Raw genomic sequence first — 25,781 nt, 5'->3', positions numbered from 1 at the left:
GCAGACCCGCTCCTACAAATCACCGATCACTTGGTGGCGGTGCCATCCGGTACGAACACATAACCCACGCCCCATACAGTCTGGATGTAGCGCGGTTTCGACGGATCGGGCTCGATCATCCGGCGCAGACGCGAGATCTGCACGTCGATGGAACGCTCCAGCGCATCCCACTCGCGGCCACGGGCCAGGTTCATCAGCTTGTCGCGGGTCAGCGGCTGACGCGCGTTCATCACCAGCGCCTTGAGGACAGCGAACTCACCGGTGGTGAGCATGTGCACCTCATCGCCACGCTTGAGTTCGCGGGTGGCCAGCGACAACACGTAATCACCGAAGGTGACATTTTCGTCTTCGCTGCCCGGCGCGCCCGGTACCGGTGCAGCCTGACGGCGCAGTACCGCTTTGACACGCGCCATCAGCTCGTCCGGGTTGAACGGCTTGGCCAGGTAATCGTCGGCGCCCAGTTCGAGGCCCTTGATACGGCTCAGCTCGTCGCCCTTGGCGGTGAGCATGATGATCGGAATCTGATTGTTCGCGCCACGCAGACGGCGGCAAGCGGTCAGGCCGTCTTCCCCCGGAAGCATCAGGTCGAGGACGACCAGATTGAACACTTCACGCGACAGCAGACGATCCATCTGCTCGGTGTTCGGAACGGTACGGGCGCGGTAGCCCTTGCTGACGAAGAAACGCTCCAGCAGGCTGCTCAGCCCCGGATCGTCATCAACGATAAGAATTTTTTCGCCTTCAGCCGTTTGTGCAGTGCTGCTCATTGGATGCTCCTTTTAGCTCGGCGCGCATTATGGCGTAGCTGCCGTTATACGCACCGTGTGCATTGTTAGCAGATTTTTCCTTCACTGCCAGAAAACCGGGGTTTATGCCTACAGGCTGCAACGCCCCCGAATGACAGAACGCTGGTTATAATGCGCGGCGTTTTGCGCCAGGCAACGTCTGAATCGTTACCGTAAGTGGCCGGTATTTTTTCCGGCCCTGTGCAGTAACCGTTGGATTTCACGGGTCAATGGGCTGCCTCTTGATCCAGGCAGCGGCAGTTTTCCAGCCGCTCAATCAGCCTCCAGGCCTTTATCCGCGTGCCTGTGAGCCTGCTTTTCACATATGTCAGGTGGTTTTATGGACAGCATCAACAGCCGCATCGCCGAGGAACTCGGTGTACGCCCACAACAGGTCGAAGCGGCCGTCGCGCTACTCGATGAGGGTTCTACCGTACCCTTCATCGCCCGTTACCGGAAAGAAGTCACCGGCAGCCTCGATGACACCCAGTTGCGTCATCTGGAAGAGCGCCTGCGCTATCTGCGAGAACTCGACGAGCGGCGTATCAGCATCCTCGCCAGCATCGAAGAGCAAGGCAAACTCACTCCTGCCCTCGAGCGCGACATCAAGCTCGCCGACACCAAGACCCGTCTCGAAGACTTGTACCTGCCGTACAAGCAGAAGCGCCGCACCAAAGGCCAGATCGCCCTCGAAGCCGGCCTCGGAGACTTGGCCGACGGCTTGTTCAACGACCCGAACCTGACGCCAGAAGTCGAGGCCGCGCGCTTCGTCAACGCCGAAAAAGGCGTGGCAGATGTCAAGGCTGCGCTGGAAGGCGCCAAGTACATCCTCATGGAGCGCTTCGCCGAAGACGCCAGCCTGCTGGAAAAACTGCGCAACTTCCTCAAACAGGAAGCAATCCTCAGCGCCCGCGTCATCGCCGGCAAGGAAGAGGAAGGCGCCAAGTTCCGCGATTACTTTGAACACGACGAGCCGCTGAAAAGCATGCCGTCGCACCGCGCCCTGGCGATTTTCCGGGGCCGCAACGAAGGCATTCTCAGCTCTGCGCTGAAGGTCGGCGATGAGCTGCCCGGCACCATGCACCCGTGCGAAGGCATGATCGGCCAGCAGTTCGGCATCCAGAACCAGAATCGCCCGGCGGACAAATGGCTCAGTGAAGTGGTGCGCTGGACCTGGAAGGTCAAGCTTTACACCCACCTGGAAACCGACCTGCTGGGCGAGCTGCGCGACGGCGCGGAAACCGAAGCGATCAACGTCTTCGCGCACAACCTGCACGACCTGCTGCTGGCTGCTCCGGCCGGCCCGCGCGCTACCCTGGGCCTCGACCCGGGCCTGCGCACGGGCTGCAAGGTTGCGGTGGTCGATTCGACTGGCAAGCTGCTCGATCACGCCACGGTTTACCCGCACGTGCCGCACAACAAATGGGATCAGACCATCGCAATTCTGGCGGCCCTGTGCGCCAAGCATTCGGTAGACCTGATCGCCATCGGCAACGGCACAGCCAGTCGCGAGACCGACAAACTGGCCATCGAGCTGATCAAAAAATACCCAGCGATGAAAATGACCAAGGTCATGGTCTCCGAGGCCGGCGCCTCGGTCTACTCAGCGTCGGAACTGGCAGCCAAGGAATTCCCCGACCTCGACGTATCGATCCGTGGCGCCGTGTCCATCGCCCGCCGCCTGCAGGATCCACTGGCCGAGCTGGTGAAAATCGATCCGAAATCCATCGGCGTCGGCCAATACCAGCACGACGTGTCGCAGCTGAAACTGGCGCGCAGTCTGGATGCCGTGGTCGAGGACTGTGTGAACGCCGTGGGCGTGGACGTGAATACCGCTTCGGTGGCGTTGCTGGCGCGGATCTCCGGCCTCAATGCAACGCTGGCACAGAACATCGTTGCGCACCGCGACGAAAACGGTGCGTTCAAAACTCGTGCAGCGTTGAAGAAAGTCGCGCGCCTGGGCGAGAAAACCTTTGAACAGGCCGCCGGTTTCTTGCGCGTGATGAATGGCGACAATCCGCTGGATTCGTCGGCGGTGCACCCTGAAGCCTACCCATTGGTGCAGCGTATTGCCGCTGAAACCGACCGCGACATCCGCTCGCTGATCGGCGACGCCGCGTTCCTCAAGCGTCTGGATCCGAAGAAGTTCACCGACGAAACCTTCGGTCTGCCGACCGTCACCGACATCCTGCAAGAGCTGGAGAAACCGGGTCGCGATCCGCGTCCGGAGTTCAAGACCGCCGAGTTCCAGGAAGGCGTCGAAGACCTCAAGGACCTGCAACCGGGGATGATTCTCGAAGGCGTGGTGACCAACGTGACGGCATTCGGCGCGTTCGTCGACATCGGCGTGCACCAGGACGGTCTGGTGCACATCTCGGCGCTGTCGGAGAAGTTCATCAAGGATCCGCGCGAAGCGGTGAAGGCCGGTGACGTGGTCAAAGTGAAGGTCATGGAAGTCGACATCCCGCGCAAACGCGTCGGTTTGTCGATGCGCATGAGCGACACCCCGGGCGAGAAGGTCGACGGCGCCCGTGGTTCGCGTCCGGGCTCGGCACCGCGCCAGTCGTCGGGCAGCGCGCCGCGCAAGGAGACCGCCACCGCCGCGCCGGTCAACAACGCAATGGCCTCGCTGTTCGCCAACGCCAAGCAGTTGAAGAAGCGCTGATGGAGATGCCCGCCGGACTCGTCGAGAGCGCATTTTTCAAGCTGTTGGGCTGCCGCCTGCACAGCCTCGAAACCGGGGTGGCGCAAGTCGCCCTGGCGCTGCAACCGGAGCTGCGCAACCGCGGCGGCAAATTGCACGGCGGCGCGCTGTTCAGCCTGGTCGATATTGCCATGGGCCTGGCCTGTTCCAGCAGCCATGGCTTCGATCAGCAGAGCGCAACTATCGAGTGCAAGATCAACTACATCCGCGCCGTTTCCGACGGCGAGGTGCTGTGCACGGCGCGGGTCATCCACCCGGGCCGGCGCACGCTGGTGGTCGAAGCCGAGGTGATGCAGGGCGACAAACTGGTCGCAAAAGCGCAAGGCACCTTCGCTGTCCTGTAGATGTCGCTCATCATTTTGAGTTAATTTCGGCGCAATGAATCCTGTAGGAGCTGCCGCAGGCTGCGATCTTTTGATTTTGTTTTTCAACAGCGAGATCAAAAGATCGCAGCCTGCGGCAGCTCCTACGGGTTATGTGTGCGGCTGACAGGCTAGAAAACCAGGCGATAACGCCAGTTTCAACTTCACCCTTGTAGACCGTCCTGCCCACCCCCATATTGGGGCGACTGACGCGTGAAGGAATCCAAATTGAGCGAACTTCTCAACCGCCGCCTGGCTCTGCTCGGCGAGCGCGCTAACCTCTCTCTGCTCAAGCAGTGTCTGCACGGTATCGAACGTGAATGCCTGCGCGTGACCAGTGAAGGTCGCCTGGCGCAAACACCGCACCCCGAAGCCCTGGGTTCCGCGCTGACCAACGAACAGATCACCACCGACTACTCCGAGTCGCTGCTGGAATTCATCACGCCTGCCCTGCCGGATCCTGCCGACACGCTGGCGAGCCTGGACAGGATTCACCGCTTTGCCTACAGCAAGCTCGGCAACGAGTACCTGTGGAGTCCATCGATGCCGTGCCCGTTGCCGGCCGAGGAAGACATCCCGATCGCCTATTACGGCACCTCCAATATCGGCCAGCTCAAGTACGTCTACCGCAAGGGCCTGGCCCTGCGTTACGGCAAGACCATGCAGTGCATCGCCGGGATTCATTACAACTTTTCCCTGCCGGAACAGCTCTGGCCGTTGCTGCGCGAGGCTGAAGGTTTCGTCGGCACCGATCGCGATTTTCAGTCGGTGTCCTACATCGCCCTGATCCGTAACTTCCGTCGCTACAGCTGGCTGTTGATGTACCTGTTCGGTGCGTCGCCAGCGCTGGACGCCGGCTTCTTGCGCGGGCGTTCGCATCAGCTCGAACAGCTCGATCCGGACACGCTGTACCTGCCTTACGCGACCAGCCTGCGCATGAGCGATCTGGGTTATCAGAGCAACGCCCAGGCCGGTCTGACGCCGTGCTACAACGATCTGGCCAGTTACACCGACAGCCTGCGCAAGGCCGTGGCCACGCCGTACGCGCCTTACGTGGAAGTCGGTACGCACAAGGATGGCGAGTGGGTGCAGCTCAACACCAACATCCTGCAGATCGAAAACGAGTACTACTCCAACATCCGCCCGAAACGCGTGACCTACACCGGCGAGCGACCGATTCAGGCACTGATGGCGCGCGGTATCCAGTACGTCGAAGTGCGTTGCCTGGACATCAACCCGTTCCTGCCGATGGGCATCGACCTCACCGAGTCGCGCTTCATCGACGCGTTCCTGTTGTACTGCGCGCTGAACGACAGCCCGCTGCTGACCAATACGTCGTGCGGCAACGCCACCTCGAATTTCCTCAGCGTGGTCAAGGAAGGTCGCCGTCCTGGTCTGCAATTGCAGCGTGACGGCCAGCCGATCGAGATGAAGGCCTGGGCAGCCGAGTTGCTGGAACAGATTGCCCCGCTGGCGGCGCTGCTCGATCAGAGCGTTGGCGGCGACGCTCACAGCAAGGCTTTGGATGCACAATTGGCCAAGGTCAGCGACCCGTCGTTGACGCCGTCGGCACAGGTGCTGGCAGCGATGGCTGAGCACAAGGAAAGCTTTGCCCGGTTCTCGTTACGCCAGAGCCAGGCGCATGCCGAATTCTTCCGCAGCGAGCCGCTGGCGGCCGATGAGCAGGCGAAGTTTGAAGAACTGGCGAGCGCATCACTGGTGCAGCAGACCGAGCTTGAACAGAACGAGGTCGGCGATTTCGATGTGTTTGTCGGCGCGTACCAGGCGAGCATCCTCGCCATCAGTAACTAACCACCGTTCCCTGTGGCGAGGGAGCTTGCTCCCGCTCGGCTGCGCAGCAGTCGTAAATTATTCAACGCGGAGCATCAGACGAAATGCGTTGATGGATTTGGGAGTCCTTCGGCCTCCAGCGGGAGCAAGCTCCCTCGCCACAGGTGCCAACCGCCCCGCTACGCCTACGTTTTCCGCTCATAAGCTCATTCGAAAAAGTTATTTATTTATCGATTCTTAGATCATTTAGTCTCCTTTCACGCTGACATTCGGTCGCCTGATCTGGAGTTCTAAATTGAAACTGAATTTCCCGCTTCGCCTGCTCGCCGCCGCCTCGCTGGCTGCTGCAAGCTTCCTGGCCCAAGCGGCCGACCTCACCGTTGCCTACCAGACCACCGTCGACCCGGCGAAAGTCGCTCAGGCCGATGGTGCCTACGAGAAAGCCACCAAGGCCGATATCAGTTGGCGCAAATTCGATAACGGCGCCGACATCATCGCCGCCATCGCTTCCGGTGACGTGCAGATCGGCTATCTCGGCTCGAGCCCGTTGACCGCCGCGATCACCCGCAAAGTCCCGGTCGAAACGTTCCTGATTGCCACGCAGATCGGCGCCGCGGAAGCATTGGTCGCGCGTGATGGTTCCGGCATCAACACTCCGCAGGATCTGATCGGCAAGAAGATCGCCGTGCCGTTCGTGTCCACCGGGCACTACAGCCTGCTCGCGGCACTCAAGCACTGGAACATCGATCCTTCGAAAGTCACCGTGCTCAATCTCGCCCCGCCGGCGATCATCGCGGCGTGGAAACGCGGCGATATCGACGCTACGTACGTTTGGGATCCGGCACTGGGCGTGGCCAAGGAAAACGGCAAAGTGCTGATGACCTCCGGCGAACTGGCCAAGTTCGGCGCACCGACGTTCGATGCGTGGATCGTGCGCAAAGACTTCGCCGAGAAGCACCCGGAAATCGTCAGAGCGTTCGCCAAAGTCACCCTCGACGCCTACGCCGACTACCGCAAGGATCCGCAAGCGTGGCTGGCCAACCAGGGCAACATCGACAAACTGGTGAAACTCTCGGGTGCCAAGGCCAGCGACATTCCGTTACTGCTGCAGGGCAACGTCTACCCGCTGGCGGCGGATCAGGTCAGTGACCTCGGCGCGCCGACCACCAAAGCCATTACCGACACCGCGGTGTTCCTCAAGGAGCAAGGCAAGGTCGAAGCGGTGCTGCCGGACTACGCGCCGTACGTCAGCGCCAAATTCATCACCAACTGATCGGGAGTTCACAGCGATGGCATTGCTACAGCTGGAGCGCATCAGCGCACAGTACCCGGGCAGCCCGGAGCCGGTGCTGGCGGATATTTCTCTGACCCTGGGGCCGCAGCAACTGCTGGTCGCCCTCGGCCCGTCCGGCAGTGGCAAGACTTCGCTGTTGAACCTGATTGCCGGTTTCGTCGAACCGAGTGCAGGGCGCATCACTCTTGACGGCGTGCCGGTCAAAGGCCCGAGCGCCGAACGAGGCGTGGTGTTCCAGGACGATGCCCTGCTGCCTTGGCAGGACGTGCTGGCCAACGTTGCCTTCGGCCTGGAGCTGGCCGGTGTCGGCAAGGACAAACGCGAACAGCGCGCCCGGGACATGCTCGCGCTGGTCGATCTCGCCGGGTTCGAAGACCGGCGCATCTGGCAATTGTCCGGAGGCCAGAAACAACGCGTCGGTCTGGCCCGCGCCCTTGCCGCCGACCCGCGCGTGCTGCTGATGGACGAGCCGTTCGGCGCACTCGACGCATTCACTCGCGAGCAGATGCAGGAGCTGTTGCTGCAAGTCTGGCAGCGCACCGCCAAGCCGGTTTTCCTGATTACCCACGACATTGAAGAAGCGGTGTTCCTCGCCACCGACCTGATTCTGCTGGCGCCGAATCCGGGGCAGATCGTTGAGCGTCTGCAGTTGGATTTCGGTCAGCGCTACGCCGCTGGCGAGTCCGCCCGGGCAATCAAATCCGATCCGCGTTTCATCGAAACCCGAGAGCATGTGCTGAGCAAAGTCTTCTCGCAACGCAGCGCCGTGCAACGGCAGGAGCGCGCATGAGCAGTTACGACGTTTCCGCTGCGGCGGTGAAAACCCCTTCGGTGAGCATCCCGGTGCGTCGCAGTCTGAGTACACGCTGGATCAGCCTGCTGACCCTGTTCGGCCTGCTGGCGATCTGGTGGGCGGTGACCGCCAGCGGGTTGATCGAGCCGCTGTTTCTGCCGCCACCCTCCGCCGTGCTGCAAAAGGGCTGGCTGCTGGCGACTTCCGGATACATGGATTCAACGTTGTGGCAGCACCTCGGCGCCAGCCTCAGTCGCATCGGCCTGGGCCTGGGTTTTGCCATTCTGACCGCGGTGCCGGTGGGCATCGCCATCGGCGCCAACCGCATCGCCCGTGGCGTGCTCGATCCGCTGATCGAGTTCTATCGCCCTATCCCGCCGCTGGCCTATTTGCCATTGATCGTGATCTGGTGCGGCATCGGCGAGTTGTCGAAAGTGCTGCTGATCTACCTGGCGATTTTTGCGCCGATTGCCATCGCTACCGCGACCGGCGTGCGCACGGTTGACCCGGCAAAACTGCGCGCGGCGCAGTCGCTGGGCGCGACGCGCGCGCAGTTGATTCGCCATGTGATTTTGCCCAGCGCCCTGCCGGACATTCTCACCGGCGTGCGCATTGGCCTGGGTGTTGGCTGGTCGACGCTGGTTGCCGCCGAACTGATCGCGGCCACCAGTGGCCTGGGCTTTATGGTGCAGTCGGCGGCGCAGTTCCTGGTCACTGATGTGGTGGTGCTGGGGATTCTGGTCATCGCCCTGATTGCCTTCGCCATGGAAATGGGCCTGCGCGCCCTGCAACGCAAACTGGTGCCGTGGCACGGCCAGGCGCACTGAAACTTTTGTATCCCTTGTGTAGGAGCTGCCGAAGGCTGCGATCTTTTGATCTTGCTTTTGAAGATCAAGATCAAAAGATCGCAGCCTTCGGCAGCTCCTACACGGCGGTGATTACCGCAATTGAAGAGAAAGACCATGAGCACCCTCGACATCACTCCGTTAAGCCCGGCCCTCGGCGCGCAGATCAGCGGCGTCGACATCAGCCAGCCGCTGAGCCTGGAACACCGCGACGCCATCGAGCAGGCGCTGCTCAAGTATCAGGTGCTGTTCTTCCGCAACCAGCCGATCGAACCGTCGCAACAGGCCCGCTTCGCGCACTATTTCGGCGACCTGCACATTCACCCGATCTACCCGAACGTGCCGGAGCAACCGGAAGTGCTGATCCTCGACACCGCCGTCACCGACGTGCGCGACAACGCGATCTGGCACACCGACGTGACTTTCCTGCCGACACCGGCGATGGGCGCGGTGCTCAGCGCCAAGTTGCTGCCCGAGTTCGGTGGCGATACGTTGTGGGCCAGCGGCATCGCCGCGTATGAAGCGTTGTCGGCGCCGATGAAAACCCTGCTCGAGGGTCTGACCGCGACCCACGATTTCACCCGTTCGTTTCCGCTGGAGCGCTACGGCAACACCCCGCAAGCGCTCGCTCAATGGGAAGAAGCGCGGCGCAAGAATCCACCGCTGTCGCATCCGGTAATTCGCACGCACCCGGTGAGCGGGCGGCGGTCGCTGTTCGTTAACGAAGGCTTTACGTCGAAAATCAATGAGCTGTCGGAAACAGAGAGTGAGGCGGTTCTGAAGTTTCTGTTCGCCCACGCGACCCGGCCGGAATTCACCATTCGCTGGCGCTGGCAGAAGGACGACATTGCCTTCTGGGATAACCGCGTGACCCAGCATTACGCTGTAGACGATTACCGCCCGGCGCGGCGGGTGATGCAGCGGGCTACGGTGTTGGGGGATGTGCCGTTTTTTCGGTAATTACCGACATCTTCATTACCTGAACCGGCTCCTTCGCGAGCAGGCTCGCTCCCACATTGGAACGCATTTCCCTGTGTGGGAGCCTGCTCGCGAAAGCTTTTTGAGCTTGAAACTTATTCCGCCGTCGAAGGCTTCTCCCACAAATTGATCCCGCCCTCCTGAGCAAAACGATCAATCTCCGCCAGCTCTTCAGCGCTGAAATGCAGGTTCTTCAACGCCCCCACGTTCTCGACAATCTGCTCCGGTCGGCTCGCGCCAATCAGCGCCGAGGTGACCCGTGGGTCGCGCAGCGTCCACGCCAGCGCCAGTTGCGCCAGGCTTTGCCCGCGACGCTGGGCAATTTCGTTCAGCGCCCGCACGTGGGCAATGTTGGCCTCGGACAAGTGCGAGGCTTGCAACGAGCCACCGCCCGGACGATTGACTCGCGCGTCCGCCGGCACGCCGTTGAGATATTTGTCGGTGAGCAAACCCTGCGCCAGGGGCGTGAAAGCGATCACGCCCGTACCCAGCTCGTCGGTGGTGTCGAGCAGATCCTTTTCCACCCAGCGATTGAGCAGGTTGTACGCCGGTTGATGAATCAACAGCGGCACCTTCCACTCTTTCAGCAGCTCAGCCATTTCGCGGGTTTTCACGCCTGAGTAAGACGAGATACCGATGTACAACGCCTTACCTTGCTGCACGGCAGTGGCGAGGGCGCTGGCGGTTTCTTCCAGCGGGGTGTCCGGGTCGAAGCGATGCGAATAGAAGATATCCACATAGTCCAGACCGAGGCGTTGCAGGCTCTGGTCGAGGCTGGCGAGCACGTATTTACGCGAGCCGCCGCCCTGGCCATACGGGCCGGGCCACATGTCCCAACCGGCCTTGCTGGAGATGATCAGCTCATCGCGGTACTGCTTGAAGTCCTCACGCAGCAGACGACCGAAATTGATTTCGGCGCTGCCGTACGGCGGGCCGTAATTGTTGGCCAGATCGAAGTGGTTGATGCCCAGATCGAACGCAGTACGCAGCAAGGCGCGCTGGGTGTCGATCGGCGTGCTGTCGCCAAAGTTGTGCCACAGGCCCAGCGACAACGCCGGCAGCACCAGCCCGCTACGGCCGACGCGGCGGTAAGGAATGGAGTCGTAGCGGTTTTCGGCAGCGGTGTAGGTCATCGAATCCTCTCTTGTCTGTCTTGAAATGGGTGTCGATTGCTCGTGTGGGAGCGAGCCTGCTCGCGAAGGCTGTTACGCAAATCTATTGCCGGGTCGAGTCAGACCCAGGTTCTGCCGCAACGTACAGCCTTCATATTCAGTTCTGAACAAGCCACGCCGCTGCAGTTCCGGCACCACGCCATTGGCGAAATCCTCGAGCCCGCCCGGCAGGTGCGGCACCAGCACATTGAAGCCGTCTGCCGCGCCGTGTTCGAACCATTGCTGCAGGCGATCGGCGATCTGCGCGGGCGTACCGATCAGGCTGTAATGCCCGCGCCCGCCGGCGATCCTGCGACCGAGTCCGGCAAGGGTCAGGTTCTCTCTTGCTGCAAGCTCTGTCAGCAACTTCTGCCGACTCTGCTGACCGCTGTCAGTCAGCGGCAGCTCCGGCAGCGGCTCGTCCAGCGGGTACTTCGATAAGTCGAAGTTGCCCAGCATACGCCCAAGCAGCGCGACGCCCACCTCAGGTTCGACCAATTGCTGAAACGTTTCAAATTTTTCCTGCGCCTGTGCCTCGCTGGCACCGACCACGACGAACACACCGGGCATGATTTTCAGCGCGTCGGCACTGCGTCCGTGCTGAGGCAAGCGCCCTTTGATGTCGGCATAGAAAGCCTGAGCGGCGGCCAGTGAAGCCTGCGCGGTGAACACCACTTCAGCCGTTTGCGCAGCCAGTTCGCGACCCGCCTCGGAGGATCCTGCCTGGACAATCACCGGTTGCCCCTGCGGCGAGCGCGCCACGTTCAATGGGCCTTTGACCCGAAAATGTTCACCGACATGATCGAGCACGTGCAGCTTGTGCGGGTCGTAATAGGCGCCGCTGGCCTTGTCACGGTGGAAGGCATCGTCCTCCCAACTGTCCCAGAGCCCGGTGACCACTTGATGAAATTCGCGGGCACGGCCGTAGCGTTCGGCATGGCCAATGTGCTCGTCGCGGCCGAAATTCAGTGCCTCGGCGGCATTGTCCGAAGTCACCAGATTCCATCCAGCCCGCCCCCCGGACAAATGATCGAGCGAGGCGAACTTGCGCGCCACGTGATACGGCTCGTTGTAGCTGGTGGTCGCCGTGGCGATCAGGCCGATGTGCTCGGTGACCGCGCTTAAGGCCGAAAGCAGCGTCAGCGGTTCGAAGTGATCGGAGCGGGCCATACGGCTGGCGACGTCCTGAGTCGGTGCGGCGACGCTGTCGGCGACAAACAACGCATCGAACTTCGCCGCCTCGGCAATCTGCGCCAGGCGCTTGTAATGGGCGAAGTCCAGCCCCGCATCAGCCGGCACATCAGGATGGCGCCATGCCGCAACGTGGTGCCCGGTGGGCATGAGAAACGCACCGAGTTTCATCTGTCTGCTCATCTCAGAAATCCTTGCGCAGCTGCACGCCGAAGTAGCGCTCGTCATCCCGTGGCACCGCGCGGTAGATGTAGCTGCCGCCGCTGGCCAGCAACGGTGAGTAAGACTTGTCGGCGAGGTTCTTGCCCAGCAGCGCGACGCGCCAGCCATCGGTGTAATCGGCCAGGGCGACGCTGGCATTCCACAGCCCGTAGGCGCCCTGCCTGGTATCGGGGTTCTGGCTGATGTCGTACTGCACTTCGCTTTGCCAGCTGTAGTCGGTGCCCAGTTCGATATCCAGACCGTTGTCCAGGGCAATGGTGTAGTCGGCGCGTACGTAGCTTTTCCAGTCCGGGCTGAACGGCAGAGGCTTGCCGTCAACGTTGCACGACGCCGCCGCGCCCGCCGGGCAGGCGAATTCGTCGATACGTGCGCGTGTGTACGCCAGCGCGCCGGACAGCTTCAGTTGCTGGGTGGCTTGCAAGGCGTAATCGAGTTCGACGCCTTCGCTGCTGACGCTGCCGGCGTTGATCAGCCGCGTCACCACTTGCCCGGCGACCGTGTCGAAAAAGTTCGCCTGATAGTTGTCGTACTCACTGTGGAACACCGCCAGATTGGTGGTCAGGCGGTTATTCCAGGTCGTGGCTTTGATGCCCGCCTCCCAGGTGTTGGAAGTCTCCGGTTTCAGCGCCTCGGTGTCGCGCGGCTGCATGTTGAAGAACACGTTATAGGCCGGACCTTTGTAACCGCGTGAGTAGGTCAGGTAAGTGGTGACCGTATCACTCAGGTCGTACTGCAAGCCGAGGCGACCGGACCAGCCATCCTCGTCGACAGAGCCTGAGCTGCGAGTCGCCGGTTGAATGCCGCTGACGGTGGTGACTGAGGTGGAGACGCGACGATGATCGTAATCCAGCTCATCGTGGGTGTAGCGCAGGCCGGCGATGCCGCGAAAGTCCGAGGTGAAGTTCAGCGTGCTCTCGCCAAACACCGCAGAGCTGTCGTTGGTGGTGCGGTAATCAGCCACGCCACGCTCGGTGCGGGTGGTCGTCGTCAGCGTGCGCTGATAAGTCTCCTCGTCCTTGCCGTGCATGTAGAACAGGCCACCGACGTACTCGAGGAATTCACCTTTCGGCGAGGCCAGACGCAGCTCCTGGGAATATTGGTCGAAGGCCAGATCGCCCCTGTCTGCCGTGCCGGGAAATGCCGCCGTCACCGTGCCGAGGCGATCGCCATCCTGATATTGAGTGTTGTCCCAGCCGCGCCACGCAGTGATCGATGTCAGCGTGTAATCACCCAATTGCCAGTCGAGCTGGCCGGACAAACCTTTGTTGATGTCCTCGACGTGGGAACGGGTGTCGGTATTGATGTCGCGATTGTGGCTGGTCGCATTCACCGGGTTCAGCGCACCGGCGAAGGCCGGCGTCAGGGCTTGGCTGACGACGCCATTGGGCGCGTCGTCATGGGACTGCATGTAATCGGCGATCAGGGTAAAGGTGATGTCGTCGTTCGGGGTGAATTCGAGTTTGCCGCGCACGCCGCGATGGTTATAGCCGTTCACTTCATGGCCGTTGTGCTGATTGTCGACGTTGCCGTCGTACGTGCCGAACAAGGTGCTGATCGAGCCCTTCAGCGTATCCGGAATGAGGCTGCCGCCGAGGCCGAAACGGGTGCGGCTTTCGTTGCCGCTGTAGTACGCCTGATCGATGTAGCCGTGGGTCTCAGTGGTTGGCGCCTTGCTGGTGATATTCAGCACGCCGGCCGAGGCATTCTTGCCAAACAGTGTGCCCTGCGGGCCGCGTAAAACCTCGACGCGCTCAAGATCGAGCAGATCCAGCGTGGCCTGGCCGGGCCGCGCATACACCACACCGTCGATCACCGTTGCCACGGTCGGCTCGACGCCGGGCGAGGTGGAAATCGTGCCGACGCCGCGCACGAATAATGAGGTGTCCTTGTTCGAGGCGCCGGTGCGGAAGTTCAACGAAGGCACTTGCTGAACGATGCTCGCCACGCCGTTGCGGTTGTCGCGTTCAAGCTGTTCGCCGTCGAGCACCGAAACTGCCACCGGTACTTTCTGCAGCGACTCTTCCCGGCGAGTCGCGGTCACCGTGACGGATTTCAGCGTCGGTTCCTGATCGCTGCTGTCAGCGGCAAACGCGGTGGGCAGCGGCAGCGCCGCCAGTCCGGTGAAAATCCAGCCCGCCGCACGAATCGACTGCGTGAGTGTGTGTGTTGCCCCAGGAAAATTGCGCATAGGTGGTCGCTCGAAAATAGCCCTGAACCGCTGCCGTTCTGCGACGACAGCGCCCGAATCTGTCTTGGGCATTCGCTCGAGCGAGTAGCAGACACCGCGCCTTGTTAGCGCTAACATTGGCAATACTGGCGACCATGGCATAGAGCGTCCAATACTGAAAAATTACTTTTATATGCAATTTGGTTTTTAGGAAGGATCGAGTCTTGAACGACGAAAAACCGCGTAAACGCCGGGGCGCCGGCCGTGTAACGTTGAACGCCGTTGCACGATCAGCCGGGGTGTCGGCGATTACCGTGTCGCGGTATTTCAATCAGCCCGAACAGGTGTCGCCAGAGCGGCGCGAGCGCATTGCGGCGGTGGTCGCCGAGCTCGGTTATGTGCCCAATCTGGTCGCTGGCGGCTTGGCCTCGGCGCGCGGGAAAATCGTCGGCATGGTCATTCCGAACATCTCCGGGCCGATTTTCGCCAACACCATCCAGGGCTTCAGCGACACCCTTAACCGTCACGGTTATCAGCTGTTGCTGGCGTCGAGTTATTTCGATATCGGGCAGGAAGAAAATGCCGTGCGCGCGTTTCTTGGCTGGTCGCCGGCGGCATTGGTGCTGACCAGCCACTTCCACAGCGCAGGGACCGAGAAGATGCTCGCCGAGGTCGATATTCCGGTCATCGAAACCTGGGATTACCAGCCGGAGCGCGAGCCGATGCAGATTGGCTTTTCGCACTTCGAAGTGGGCGTAACAGCTGCAAGACACTTGCTTGAGAACGGCTATCAACGCATCGCTTTCGTGCAGAACAGCGCGCCGGGCGACTTCAGTGCACTGGAGCGCCGCGATGGTTATGCCGCCACTTTGCGAGGCGCAGGACGTGAGCCATGGGTCTTCGCCCCGGACGCCGACCGCGCACCGTTCGAGGCCGGCAAGCAAGCGATGGACGCCCTGATGACCGCCTCACCGCGCCCCGACGCGATCATCTTCGCCAATGACAACCTCGCCGCCGGCGGCCTCCTCGCCGGGCAACGCGCAGGCATCAGAATCCCCGCAGACTGCGCCGTGCTCGGTTTCGGTGATTACCCGTTTGCCGAGATGCTGCTGCCGAGCCTGAGCACGATCAAACCGCCAGCGCTGGAGATTGGCGTGCTGGCGGCAACACGGGTCCTGGAAAGCCTTGGCGTCTTGCCAAACGACGCAGTGCAACGGCTGAACCTGCTGCGATGCCGAGTGATCGAGCGCGAAAGCACCTGATGAATATCGCGGCGGCGGGATTGGCTATGCTCTAGAGGAGAACTCGGGGGCCCTATCGCGAGCAGGCTCACTCCTACAGGGAATGGGGTTGACCACAGGATTTGTGGGCAGCCGCGACCCACTGTAGGAGTGAGCCGCTCGCGAAGGCGGCCGATCAGGCAACACCCATCCACCAGGCCAAACCTGCCATGCACACCCCCATCATCATCTTCTTCGGCCTGGTGCTGCTCGCGCTGATGCTTTACATCGGCGAGCACATCGGCTTCAGTCGCCAGACCATGGCCTACAACTTCGCCGCCCTGTGGCTGGCTTTGACGGTGATCAATGGTGCGGTGGGGGTAGTGCATGCTGGCCATTCCGTAGGATCGGAAATAGCCATTGGCAGTGCGGTATTCGTTGTGCCCGTGGCGACGACGGTGTTGTCCATGGTACTGAGCGCCGAGGCGTGAAACGTCCCGGCGCTCAGCCGCTGGATCAACGCACCAGATGCAGGAATTGCATGTGCCGTTCGTACTGGTCGAGGATGTCGTTGATGATCTGCTCTTTGGTGTAGCCGACCAGATCGTAGTCCTGACTGCCCTCGCTCAAGTGCACTTCGGCGCGGTAGTAACGGCGATTGTTGAGTTGCTTGGAACCCATGCCGCCACGCGCGAAAGACGGCGTGAAGTAGCCGCGCATTTGCACTTGATAGATGAACGGGTGCTGCTCGCCATGGCCGATTTCCAGGCTGACGTTGTCATGCGCCGGATCGGGCTGGGTCACCACGTGCAGACCTTTTTCCACAAACACGGCGGTCACTTCTTCGATTGCCGGGCGCACCGTGCTCTCCATGAAGCGATACACCTCGTCGCGAGAAGGGAAGTGCACCGCCTGACTCAGGCGCTGTCGCCAGCCGCCGGTGCCGCGCCGCGAACCGGACACCGGCGCCAGCGAATGCAGCTGCGCGATCTGCTTCTGCGATTCCAGATAGAACGCCTTGTGCAGGCCCCACATCATCAGCAGCAGAATCAACGAGAACGGCAATGAGGTCAGCACCACCGCCGACTTCAGCGCATCGATGCTGCCGGAAAACAGCAGCGCACTGGTGATCAGCGCCGTCATGGCGCCCCAGAACACCCGCAGCCATTTCGGCCCGTCTTCATCGGGGTTACCGCCCTTCGCGGACAGCGTCGAGAGCACCACGGTGCCGGAATCCGCCGAGGTGACGAAGAACACGAAGCTGATGAACACCGTCACGGCAATAACGGTTTTGCTCCACGGGTAGGTTTCCAGCAACAGATAAATGCTCATCGATGGGTTGTCGATGGCCGACATGCCGAGCGCGCTCATGCCGTGATTCAGCACTTGATCAAGGGCGCTGTTGCCGAAGATCGACATCCACGCCAGGGTGAAACCGAGCGGAATCAGCAGCACGCCGAAGACGAACTCACGGATGGTGCGACCACGGGAAATCCGTGCGATGAACAGGCCTACGAACGGCGACCATGCAATCCACCAGGCCCAGTAGAACACTGTCCAACCACCCAGCCAGTCGCTCGGTTTGTCATAGGCGTAGAGGTCGAAACTCTTCATCGGCAAGGCGCCGAGATAATCGCCGACGTTCTGGATCAGCGTATTGAGCAAGTGCTGCGTAGGGCCGGCAAACAACACGAACAGCAGCAGCCCGCAGGCGAGCAGCATGTTGATGTCCGACATCACTCGCACGCCTTTGTCGACGCCGGAGACCGCCACGATGATCGCTGCGCCCATCATCAGTGTGATCAGGCCGACCTGAATCCACTGGGTGTGAGCGATGCCGAACAGGTAATCCAGACCGGAATTGAGGTGCAGCACGCCGAAGCCCATGTCGGCACCGAGGCCGAACACCGTAGCGATGATGCCGAAGCCGTCGACCGCATAACCGATGGGGCCGTTGATGCGTTTGCCGATCAGCGGATACAGCGCCGAACGCAGGGCCAGCGGCAGATTGTGCCGGTAGGCGAAATAGGCCAGCGCCATGCCGACAAAAGCAAACACGCCCCAGCCATGCAGACCCCAGTGTAAAAACAGAATCTGCATGGCCTGGCGCGCGGCGTCCGCCGTACCGGCCTCGCCTTGCGGCGGTTGCAGCATGTGGGTCAGCGGTTCGGATACGCAGAAGAAGAACAGCGTGATGCTGATCCCTGCGGCGAACAGCATGCCGGCCCAGGACAAGTAACTGAACTCGGGCTCGTCGTGGTCGGCACCGAGTTTTATCTTGCCGTAGCCGGATAACGCGGTGACCACCACGAAGACCAGATACAGGGTCATCGCGAGCATGTAATACCAGCCGACCGTATTGGCCGCCCAGTTTTGCGCTTCCAGCAGCCAGGCACCGGCCTGTGCAGGTATGGCGATGACGACCAGACCAAACAGCAGAATGACCGTTGCGGCGAAATAGAACACCGGCGGATTCATGCGCACCAGACCGCTGGCGGGGGTAGACGATGCACTCATGAAACGTGCACCTCGAGGATTTGAAACATGGCTGAAAGAATCGGACTCAGCAAAGGCAAGCCTCCTGTTGTGAGCGGGCAGCGAACCACCGGTTTAACTTGAATGAACGTTCAAGTTAAACATGGATAGGGTAGCAAGGACTAATCGCAGGGCTGGGCGGTAGGTTTCCTACAGAGCCCAAGGAGGTGTATGACGCGGGTCTCAGGGGATTCGTTCAACAGCAAAATGCCTGATGACCGAATCTGCAGGAGCTGCCGAAGGCTCGGGCCGCGTTCGGACGATCTTTTGATCTTGATGTTTAAAAGCAAAGATCAAAAGATCGCAGCCTCGTTTCACTCGTCAGCTCCTACAGGTCGCATGTTTGCAGGCTATTTTTGCGTCCCGTCATCATGCTGCAGATTGGCCTGGGTCAGATTGCTCCCCGCCGGCACGCTGCGCGTCAGCCACACGTTGCCGCCAATGGTCGACCCCTTGCCGATGGTAATCCGCCCGAGAATCGTCGCCCCGGCGTAAATCACTACATCGTCCTCAACGATCGGGTGGCGCGGATGGCCCTTCTGCAACTGGCCGTCTTCGTCCGCGGGAAAGCGTTTGGCGCCCAGGGTCACTGCCTGATAGATCCGCACACGCTCGCCGATGATTGCGGTCTCGCCAATCACCACACCGGTGCCGTGATCGATAAAGAAACTGCGGCCGATCTGCGCCCCCGGGTGGATGTCGATGCCCGTTGCCGAGTGGGCAATTTCCGCGCTGATGCGCGCGAGCAAGGGCAACCCGGCGCGGTACAAATGGTGCGCCAGCCGGTGGTGAATCACGGCGAGAATTCCCGGGTAGCACAACAACACTTCATCAACGCTGCGCGCCGCTGGGTCGCCGTGATAGGCCGCCAGCACATCGGTGTCGAGCAAGGTGCGCAAACCCGGCAACGCCAGGGCGAAATCCTGCACGATGCGGATAGCGCGAGCTTCGACTTCGCTGTCGTCCTGCGCACTGTGGCGAGCGACGTAACGCAGCTCCAGACGCGTCTGCGCCAGTAACGCATTGAGCGCTACATCGAGGGTATGGCCGACGTAGAAGTCTTCACTTTCCTCGCGCAGATCCACCGGGCCCAGACGCATCGGGAACAGTGCGCCGCACAGCGCTTCGAGAATCTCGGCCATCGCCGCCCGCGACGGCAACTCACGCCCACCCTGCTCCCCTGAGGCCCGGCCATTGCGTGCCCGCCACTGATCCCGCGCGCTGCGCAGCTGACTGACGATGGTCTGCAATTGCCAATGGCTGGAACGCTCGCTCACGGTAAAGACTCCTCACGGGCGGCCGGACGGTCTGGCCGCGTCAACGGCGACTACTTTACGGCATGGCCTGGCAGACGAATTAAGAACCGATAGTGCTGGCCTCAGTCCATTCGGCTATAAGCGATTCGCGGTTGCCCGCGCCAAAGCGCGTGCCTATAGTCCCTTCATCCTTTTCCCTCAGTGCGGACTCATGATCAAACAACAGCTGGAACGCTTTCAACGTCTCGACCTGCTGAGCCATCCCACGCCGCTGGAAAAACTCGAACGCCTGTCCACCTGGCTGGGCCGCGATGTTTACATCAAGCGTGATGACCTGACGCCGCTGGCCATGGGTGGCAACAAGTTGCGCAAACTCGAATACCTTGCCGCCGATGCCCTCGCCCAAGGTGCCGATACCCTGATTACCGCCGGTGCGCTGCAATCAAACCACGTTCGCCAGACCGCCGCGCTGGCCGCCAGACTGGGCCTTGGCTGTGTCGCGCTGCTGGAAAATCCGCTGGGCACTGACGACAGCAACTACACCGGCAACGGTAACCGTCTGCTGCTTGATCTGTTCGACACCAAAGTGGAGCTGGTCGACAACCTCGACAACGCCGACGAACAACTGGCCGCCCTCGCCGTGCGCCTGCGCAGCAATGGCAAGAAACCGTATCTGGTGCCGATTGGCGGATCCAACGCGCTCGGAGCCTTGGGTTATGTGCGCGCCGGGCTGGAATTGGCTCAGCAGATCAAGGACAGCGGCCTCGACTTTGCCGCCGTGGTATTGGCCTCGGGCAGTGCCGGCACTCACAGCGGCCTGGGTCTGGCCCTGAGTGCGGTGCTGTCGCAACTGCCGGTGATCGGCGTAACGGTTTCGCGCAGTGAGGAAGATCAGCGGCCGAAGGTGCAGGGTTTGGCCGAACGCACGGCAGAGCTGCTTGGCGTCGAGGTGCCGGCCAGCTTCACCGTCGAGCTATGGGACGAATATTTCGGCCCGCGTTATGGCGAGCCGAACGCGGGCACCCTGGCGGCGGTGAAACTGTTGGCCAGTCAGGAAGGTCTGTTGCTTGACCCGGTCTACACCGGCAAGGCCATGGCCGGTCTGCTCGACGGGATCGGCCGGCAGCGCTTCGATGACGGCCCGATCATCTTCCTGCATACCGGTGGCGCGCCGGCGTTGTTTGCCTACAAGGATTTTTTGTAAGAGCGGATCAAGAGATCGCAGCCTTCGGCAGCTCCTGCATGGGATCACCTGCAGGAGCCGCCGAAGGCTGCGATCTTTGAAGAAGCCACACATATTCCTGAAACGAATAACAGTTTCCATATTGAGTATTTTCAAGTCTAAGGTAGACACCTTATAGTCTCGCCGCAGGCGAATTTCGGGCGAGACGCATAAGCTGCTTTGAGGCAGGATAGCGCTGTCGTCCAAATCACTAAGTTGCCTACATTCCTTAAGCGTCTTCCATAAGAAAACACAGGGGCTTGTCATGAATTTTTCCGCACTACGTCGCACTCTGCTGGTCGGTTCGCTGGGCCTGGCGCTGAGCGCCGGCCTGATCGGTCAGGCAGTGGCCGGTGAGCAGCTGCAACAGATCAAGGACAAAGGCGTTCTCAACGTCGGCCTGGAAGGCACCTATCCACCGTTCAGCTTCGTCGACGAGAACGGCAAGCTGTCCGGTTTCGAAGTCGAGCTCTCCGAAGCACTGGCGCAAAAACTCGGCGTCAAGGCCAAGATCCAGCCGACCAAATGGGACGGCATCCTCGCCGCGCTGGAATCCAAGCGTCTGGACCTGGTGGTCAACCAGGTGACCATCTCCGACGAACGCAAGAAGAAGTATGACTTCTCCGAGCCGTACACCGTCTCCGGGATCCAGGCACTGGTGCTCAAGAGCAAGGAATCTTCGCTGAATATCAGGACCGCCGCGGACCTGTCCGGCAAAAAGGTCGGTGTAGGCTTGGGTACCAACTACGAGCAGTGGGTCCGCGCCAACGTGCCAGGCGCTGACGTGCGCACCTACGACGATGACCCGACCAAATTTGCCGACCTCAACAACGGCCGCACCGATGCCATCCTGATCGATCGTCTGGCCGCACTTGAATACGCCAAAAAAGCGCCGAAAACCGTCGCTGCCGGTGAGGCGTTTTCCCGTCAGGAATCCGGTATCGCCTTGCGCAAAGGCGAGCCTGAGTTGCTGGCTGCGGTGAACAAGGCGCTCGACGAACTGCGCGCCGATGGCACCCTTGAGAAGCTGTCGAAGAAATACTTCAACGCAGACGTCACTAAATAATGGAAGAGGCTTTCCAACTCGCGCTGGATTCAGCGCCCTTTCTGCTCAAGGGCGCGTACTACACGGTAGTCCTCAGCCTTGGCGGGATGTTCTTCGGTCTGCTGCTGGGCTTCGGCCTGGCACTGATGCGCCTGTCGCGATTCAAGTCGGTCAGTTGGCTGGCACGCATCTATGTGTCGTTCTTCCGCGGCACGCCGTTGTTGGTGCAACTGTTCGTGATTTATTACGGCTTGCCGCAACTGGGCATGGAGCTTGATCCGCTGCCAGCAGCGCTGATCGGCTTCTCGCTGAACATGGCCGCCTACGCCTGTGAAATCCTGCGCGCCGCGATCGGTTCGATTGAGCGCGGGCAGTGGGAAGCTGCTGCGAGCATTGGCATGACCCGTGCGCAGACCCTGCGCCGGGCTATCCTGCCGCAAGCGATGCGCACGGCATTACCGCCGCTGGGCAACAGCTTCATTTCGCTGGTCAAGGACACGGCGCTGGCCGCCACCATTCAGGTGCCCGAGCTGTTCCGCCAGGCGCAGCTGATTACCGCCCGGACTTTCGAAGTCTTCACCATGTATCTTGCCGCCGCGCTGATCTACTGGATTCTGGCCACGGTGCTTTCGCACTTGCAGAACAAGCTGGAAGAGCGGGTCAATCGGCATGACCAGGAGTCCTGACCCGATGATTGTCGTGGAAAAACTGACCAAACAATTCAAGGGGCAAGTGGTGCTCAACGGCATCGACCTCGAGGTGAAGGAAGGCGAGGTGGTGGCAATCATCGGCCCCAGCGGTTCGGGGAAAACCACGTTCCTGCGCTGCCTGAATTTCCTTGAAGAACCCAGCAGTGGCCGGATCAAGGTCGGCACTATCGAAATCGATACCAGTCGTCCGCTGAATCAGCAGCAGAGCCTGGTGCGCAACCTGCGCCAACACGTCGGCTTCGTGTTCCAGAACTTCAACCTGTTCCCCCATCGCACCGCTCTGGAAAACGTCATCGAAGGCCCGATCGTGGTCAAGAAGATGCCTCACGACCAAGCGATTGCACTGGGCAAAAAGCTGCTGACCAAAGTGGGGCTGGCCGGCAAGGAGGACGCTTATCCGCGTCGCCTCTCCGGCGGTCAGCAACAGCGCGTGGCCATCGCCCGCGCGTTGGCGATGGAGCCGGAAGTGATCCTGTTCGACGAGCCGACTTCGGCCCTCGACCCGGAACTGGTCGGCGAAGTGTTGGCGACCATTCGTGGCCTTGCCGAAGAAAAACGCACCATGGTGATCGTCACTCATGAAATGGGTTTCGCCCGTGACGTGGCCAACCGCGTGGTGTTTTTCGATAAAGGCGTGATCGTTGAACAGGGTGAAGCCAAAGCGTTGTTTGCCAATCCGAAAGAACAACGCACCCAACAGTTTCTCAGCAAGTTTCTGAACCACGCCTGAGAACTTTCCAGGCAGTATCCGTCAACTTCCATGGATGGAAGTTACGCCTCTCCCCTTCATTTAAAACCTTGGTCAATTATTCCGGGACGCACAGATATACATTGCGCAATGCATTTATCTATCTTTGAACCGCCATACTTCTATACATTCCCCCGCGAACACACCTGCACAAAAATGCGCAGAACTGACGATTTTCTGTAGCTGCTTTCGCGCCTCTGCTTAGGCGTATTGCCTCGATGACGTAGGAGCTTTCTGATTAACTTGTAATTTACAGATTAACTAACACCTTCTATTGACACCCCTCTCCGCAAACTTTTATCTAGTCGACAACCGGCGCTTCTTAGTTGACTCAACCCGCAATTACACCAAGCGGAAGTTCGTCGCTTTATTGCCAGTTGATTCGCGCCTATTTATTTCCAGAAACGGATTTCGCTGCAAGGCTTCAAGGAGAGAACCCGATGACCCGCACTTCGCACACCCCCGAACTTGCAGCGCCAACGCTGGCGTGCGCACAAAGAACCGGCATCAACCTGGCGACGGCAGCTCACTTGTTCGTCGATGTGCCGCCTTATCCCGCCATGGACGATGGCGACCTGATCGAGTTGTTCTGGAACAAATGCTATGTCGCCTCGAAAGTGCTCAGCGCTGCGGATGTGGGCATGCCGGTCAGCCTGCGCGTGCCGGAGAGCTTCATTGCCAACGGCACTGCACGCATTCACTACCGAGTGATGCAGGTCGGCCAGGCGCCGGCGCTGTCGGCGGCGACCCGTGTGCTGGTCAAACTCGATTGCCCCGGTGGGCAGCCCACACCCCAGTGCGATGACGAAAATCAGCGCCTGGCGCCGGTGACCATCCCGCAGGCTATTCGCCGTCAGGGCGTAAACCCGAATCAGATCAAGCGCGGCGTACCGTTGACCATCGAACCCTACCTGAACATGGCAGAAGACGACGCCATTACTCTGCGCTGGGGCGATGTGCGCATGGATCTGGCACCGGTCACGGCCGCCGATGTCGGGCTGCCGATTCAGGTCTGGGTGCCACCGGCTGTAATCGTGGAAGCAGGCGAAGACCTGCGGCTGGACGTGACGTACTGCATCCTCGATCGGGTCGGCAACAACTCACGCTGGGCGCCGCCTCGCACGCTGAAGATCGGTTGCGTCAGCCCTTACCTGAAAGTGCCACTTAAGGCCGAACTCAAAGCCGCCGAATCCCGCAAGCCTTGATCCGGTTTCTTGTGGCGTGGGATCAGGCTCCCTCGCCACAGGGGTCATACCGATATCGAAAAAAGGTTGTTCCCAACCCGACCATCGTCCCTTCTATGCATATTCCTAAAAGTTAGTTTATTTAATTTTTATACGCGCTTAGGGTATATGCACCGGACCACCGGACATTCTTTCAATCGCCGCATTTTCGCGGCGTTTTCATGAGATGTGAGGTACGTATGGTCCGGAACACGATCACCCCAGTGCAGATCGCCAGGGCATTGCGTGTAGCCAGGGAGTGGCAATGATGTCCAGTCTGGCCGATGCAAACGTCCAGTCCGATCTGGACATCGCCCCGCTGTTGTTGCCCGCGCAAGTGCTGCGCAACGACGCTCAAGCCATCAAGGCCGCCCATGAACTGGCGCAGGTCGCCCGTGTTCAAGCGGCAAAACGCGACCGTCAGCGCAAGTTGCCATGGTCGGAAATCGAACAGTTCACTCGCAGCGGCCTGGGCAGCATCGCTATCCCGCGTGAATACGGTGGCCCGCAGGTTTCGTTCGTGACCCTGGCCGAGGTATTCGCGATCATTTCCGCCGCCGACCCGGCGTTGGGACAGATTCCGCAGAATCAGTTCGGCATCATCAATCTGGTACTCGGCAGCGCTACCCAAGCGCAGAAAAAACAGCTGTTTCAGAGTGTTCTGGAAGGCTGGCGCATCGGTAACGCCGGCCCGGAACGCGGCACCAAAAACACCTTGGAACTGAAAGCGCGAATCACCGCCGATGGTGACGATTACCTGATCAATGGCCAGAAGTTCTACTCGACCGGTGCATTGTTTGCGCACTGGGTCGCGGTCAAAGCGCTCAACGATGAAGGCAAACAAGTGCTGGCGTTCGTGCGTCGCGGCACACCGGGGTTGCGCATCGTCGATGACTGGTCGGGCTTCGGCCAGCGCACCACCGCCAGCGGCACGATCTTGCTCAACAACGTGCGGGTCGAAGCGGGGTTGGTGGTCGACAACTGGAAGATCAACGAAACCCCGAATACCCAAGGCGCCGTGTCGCAACTGATTCAAGCTGCGATTGATGCAGGTATCGCCCGTGGCGCCATCGACGACGCCATCGAATTCGTCAAAACCCGCGCGCGACCCTGGATCGACGCCAAGGTCGAGCGCGCCAGCGATGACCTCTACGTGATCGCCGACATCGGCAAACTGAAAATCGAACTGCACGCCGCCGAAGCACTGCTGCGCAAGGCCGGCAAAGTGCTCGACCAAGTCCACGCTGCGCCGCTCACCGCCGAATCTGCCGCCCGCGCATCAATTGCCGTGGCCGAGGCGAAAGTGTTGACCACCGAGATCTCACTGCTCGCCAGCGAAAAGCTTTTCGAACTGGCCGGCAGTCGCGCGACCCTCGCCGAATTCAATCTTGATCGCCACTGGCGCAACGCCCGCGTGCACACCCTGCACGACCCGGTGCGCTGGAAGTATCACGCCGTCGGCGCCTATCGCCTCAACGGCACTTTACCGGCTCGCCATTCCTGGATCTGACCGCACACTTTCTCAAGAGCCGTGGAGAA

General features: G+C 60.6%; 21 protein-coding genes. 15 read left to right on the top strand and 6 right to left on the bottom strand.

Going from position 1 to position 25,781, the window contains the following annotated elements:
* Positions 1 to 26: 26 nt before the first annotated feature.
* On the bottom strand, positions 27 to 767 hold the full coding sequence (gene ompR / locus VNV36_RS11895) for an osmolarity response regulator transcription factor OmpR (protein ID WP_186551544.1): 741 nt from the start codon (positions 765 to 767) through the stop codon (positions 27 to 29).
* Positions 768 to 1,125: 358 nt separating this feature from the next.
* Between ompR and VNV36_RS11890 the strand changes: the two genes are divergently transcribed.
* The 7 genes from VNV36_RS11890 (at position 1,126) to tauD (ending at position 9,534) form a co-directional block, all read left to right on the top strand.
* Entirely contained in the window at positions 1,126 to 3,450 is a 2,325-nt protein-coding gene (locus VNV36_RS11890; RefSeq protein ID WP_325717927.1) for a Tex family protein, read from the top strand.
* Entirely contained in the window at positions 3,450 to 3,833 is a 384-nt protein-coding gene (locus tag VNV36_RS11885; RefSeq protein ID WP_325717926.1) for a PaaI family thioesterase, read from the top strand. The genes VNV36_RS11890 and VNV36_RS11885 overlap by 1 nt, the downstream gene beginning before the upstream one ends.
* Before the next feature lie 246 nt (positions 3,834 to 4,079).
* Positions 4,080 to 5,663, top strand: coding sequence for a glutamate--cysteine ligase (gshA, locus tag VNV36_RS11880; protein WP_325717925.1), 1,584 nt, complete (start codon positions 4,080 to 4,082; stop codon positions 5,661 to 5,663).
* A gap of 274 nt (positions 5,664 to 5,937) precedes the next feature.
* Entirely contained in the window at positions 5,938 to 6,915 is a 978-nt protein-coding gene (tauA, locus tag VNV36_RS11875; protein WP_325717924.1) for a taurine ABC transporter substrate-binding protein, read from the top strand.
* 16 nt (positions 6,916 to 6,931) lie between these two features.
* A complete protein-coding gene (gene tauB, locus VNV36_RS11870; protein WP_325717923.1) occupies positions 6,932 to 7,726 on the top strand; it encodes a taurine ABC transporter ATP-binding subunit in 795 nt (264 codons plus the stop codon).
* Positions 7,723 to 8,556, top strand: a complete 834-nt coding sequence (tauC, locus tag VNV36_RS11865; protein ID WP_064361595.1) for a taurine ABC transporter permease TauC — start codon at positions 7,723 to 7,725, stop codon at positions 8,554 to 8,556. The genes tauB and tauC overlap by 4 nt, the downstream gene beginning before the upstream one ends.
* 135 nt (positions 8,557 to 8,691) lie before the next feature.
* Complete coding sequence (gene tauD, locus VNV36_RS11860; protein WP_325717922.1) at positions 8,692 to 9,534, top strand: taurine dioxygenase; 843 nt, start codon at positions 8,692 to 8,694, stop codon at positions 9,532 to 9,534.
* A 113-nt stretch (positions 9,535 to 9,647) separates the two neighbouring features.
* Here the strand turns inward: tauD and mgrA are convergent, their stop codons facing one another.
* The 3 genes from mgrA to VNV36_RS11845 all read right to left on the bottom strand — a co-directional run bounded on the left by mgrA (position 9,648) and on the right by VNV36_RS11845 (position 14,304).
* Positions 9,648 to 10,685, bottom strand: coding sequence for an L-glyceraldehyde 3-phosphate reductase (gene mgrA / locus VNV36_RS11855; protein WP_325717921.1), 1,038 nt, complete (start codon positions 10,683 to 10,685; stop codon positions 9,648 to 9,650).
* Between the two features lie 72 nt (positions 10,686 to 10,757).
* Complete coding sequence (locus VNV36_RS11850; protein WP_325717920.1) at positions 10,758 to 12,077, bottom strand: LLM class flavin-dependent oxidoreductase; 1,320 nt, start codon at positions 12,075 to 12,077, stop codon at positions 10,758 to 10,760.
* Between the two features lies 1 nt (position 12,078).
* The gene (locus tag VNV36_RS11845; RefSeq protein ID WP_325717919.1) at positions 12,079 to 14,304 is read right to left on the bottom strand and encodes a TonB-dependent receptor; all 2,226 of its coding nucleotides are present in this window, start codon (positions 14,302 to 14,304) and stop codon (positions 12,079 to 12,081) included.
* 203 nt (positions 14,305 to 14,507) lie between these two features.
* Here VNV36_RS11845 and VNV36_RS11840 point away from each other — a divergent pair, with 203 nt between their 5' ends.
* Entirely contained in the window at positions 14,508 to 15,545 is a 1,038-nt protein-coding gene (locus tag VNV36_RS11840; protein WP_325717918.1) for a LacI family DNA-binding transcriptional regulator, read from the top strand.
* 188 nt (positions 15,546 to 15,733) lie between these two features.
* Positions 15,734 to 15,994: a hypothetical protein gene (locus tag VNV36_RS11835; protein ID WP_325717917.1), complete on the top strand. Its 261-nt coding sequence runs from the start codon at positions 15,734 to 15,736 to the stop codon at positions 15,992 to 15,994.
* 25 nt (positions 15,995 to 16,019) lie between these two features.
* Here the strand turns inward: VNV36_RS11835 and betT are convergent, their stop codons facing one another.
* On the bottom strand, positions 16,020 to 17,981 hold the full coding sequence (betT, locus tag VNV36_RS11830; protein ID WP_325718009.1) for a choline transporter BetT: 1,962 nt from the start codon (positions 17,979 to 17,981) through the stop codon (positions 16,020 to 16,022).
* A 407-nt stretch (positions 17,982 to 18,388) separates the two neighbouring features.
* A complete protein-coding gene (gene epsC, locus VNV36_RS11825) occupies positions 18,389 to 19,315 on the bottom strand; it encodes a serine O-acetyltransferase EpsC (protein WP_325717916.1) in 927 nt (308 codons plus the stop codon).
* A 190-nt stretch (positions 19,316 to 19,505) separates the two neighbouring features.
* Here epsC and VNV36_RS11820 point away from each other — a divergent pair, with 190 nt between their 5' ends.
* From VNV36_RS11820 to VNV36_RS11795, 6 genes are all read left to right on the top strand, one after another.
* Positions 19,506 to 20,498, top strand: coding sequence for a D-cysteine desulfhydrase (locus tag VNV36_RS11820; protein WP_325717915.1), 993 nt, complete (start codon positions 19,506 to 19,508; stop codon positions 20,496 to 20,498).
* 283 nt (positions 20,499 to 20,781) lie between these two features.
* Positions 20,782 to 21,582, top strand: coding sequence for a cystine ABC transporter substrate-binding protein (gene tcyJ, locus VNV36_RS11815; protein WP_325717914.1), 801 nt, complete (start codon positions 20,782 to 20,784; stop codon positions 21,580 to 21,582).
* Positions 21,582 to 22,247: a cystine ABC transporter permease gene (gene tcyL / locus VNV36_RS11810; protein ID WP_016772200.1), complete on the top strand. Its 666-nt coding sequence runs from the start codon at positions 21,582 to 21,584 to the stop codon at positions 22,245 to 22,247. Before tcyJ ends, tcyL begins: the two co-directional genes overlap by 1 nt.
* A 4-nt stretch (positions 22,248 to 22,251) precedes the next feature.
* The gene (gene tcyN / locus VNV36_RS11805) at positions 22,252 to 23,001 is read left to right on the top strand and encodes an L-cystine ABC transporter ATP-binding protein TcyN (RefSeq protein ID WP_325718008.1); all 750 of its coding nucleotides are present in this window, start codon (positions 22,252 to 22,254) and stop codon (positions 22,999 to 23,001) included.
* A gap of 458 nt (positions 23,002 to 23,459) precedes the next feature.
* Positions 23,460 to 24,224, top strand: a complete 765-nt coding sequence (locus VNV36_RS11800; RefSeq protein ID WP_325717913.1) for a hypothetical protein — start codon at positions 23,460 to 23,462, stop codon at positions 24,222 to 24,224.
* Between the two features lie 286 nt (positions 24,225 to 24,510).
* Positions 24,511 to 25,752: an SfnB family sulfur acquisition oxidoreductase gene (locus VNV36_RS11795; RefSeq protein WP_325717912.1), complete on the top strand. Its 1,242-nt coding sequence runs from the start codon at positions 24,511 to 24,513 to the stop codon at positions 25,750 to 25,752.
* Positions 25,753 to 25,781 lie beyond the last annotated feature (29 nt).

The organism is Pseudomonas sp. (assembly GCF_035554175.1).
Lineage (GTDB): Bacteria > Pseudomonadota > Gammaproteobacteria > Pseudomonadales > Pseudomonadaceae > Aquipseudomonas.
This window is presented reverse-complemented; position numbering and strand designations above follow the sequence as displayed.

Coding starts and splice junctions, on each gene's coding strand:
- tcyN (WP_325718008.1), top strand. CDS start 22,252: ATGATTGTCGTGGAAAAACTGACCAAACAATTCAAGGGGCAAGTGGTG.
- betT (WP_325718009.1), bottom strand. CDS start 17,981: ATGAATCCGCCGGTGTTCTATTTCGCCGCAACGGTCATTCTGCTGTTT.
- mgrA (WP_325717921.1), bottom strand. CDS start 10,685: ATGACCTACACCGCTGCCGAAAACCGCTACGACTCCATTCCTTACCGC.
- VNV36_RS11800 (WP_325717913.1), top strand. CDS start 23,460: ATGACCCGCACTTCGCACACCCCCGAACTTGCAGCGCCAACGCTGGCG.
- tcyJ (WP_325717914.1), top strand. CDS start 20,782: ATGAATTTTTCCGCACTACGTCGCACTCTGCTGGTCGGTTCGCTGGGC.
- VNV36_RS11820 (WP_325717915.1), top strand. CDS start 19,506: ATGATCAAACAACAGCTGGAACGCTTTCAACGTCTCGACCTGCTGAGC.
- ompR (WP_186551544.1), bottom strand. CDS start 767: ATGAGCAGCACTGCACAAACGGCTGAAGGCGAAAAAATTCTTATCGTT.
- tcyL (WP_016772200.1), top strand. CDS start 21,582: ATGGAAGAGGCTTTCCAACTCGCGCTGGATTCAGCGCCCTTTCTGCTC.
- tauD (WP_325717922.1), top strand. CDS start 8,692: ATGAGCACCCTCGACATCACTCCGTTAAGCCCGGCCCTCGGCGCGCAG.
- VNV36_RS11795 (WP_325717912.1), top strand. CDS start 24,511: ATGTCCAGTCTGGCCGATGCAAACGTCCAGTCCGATCTGGACATCGCC.
- tauB (WP_325717923.1), top strand. CDS start 6,932: ATGGCATTGCTACAGCTGGAGCGCATCAGCGCACAGTACCCGGGCAGC.
- VNV36_RS11890 (WP_325717927.1), top strand. CDS start 1,126: ATGGACAGCATCAACAGCCGCATCGCCGAGGAACTCGGTGTACGCCCA.
- VNV36_RS11850 (WP_325717920.1), bottom strand. CDS start 12,077: ATGAGCAGACAGATGAAACTCGGTGCGTTTCTCATGCCCACCGGGCAC.
- VNV36_RS11835 (WP_325717917.1), top strand. CDS start 15,734: ATGCACACCCCCATCATCATCTTCTTCGGCCTGGTGCTGCTCGCGCTG.
- VNV36_RS11885 (WP_325717926.1), top strand. CDS start 3,450: ATGGAGATGCCCGCCGGACTCGTCGAGAGCGCATTTTTCAAGCTGTTG.
- tauC (WP_064361595.1), top strand. CDS start 7,723: ATGAGCAGTTACGACGTTTCCGCTGCGGCGGTGAAAACCCCTTCGGTG.
- VNV36_RS11845 (WP_325717919.1), bottom strand. CDS start 14,304: ATGCGCAATTTTCCTGGGGCAACACACACACTCACGCAGTCGATTCGT.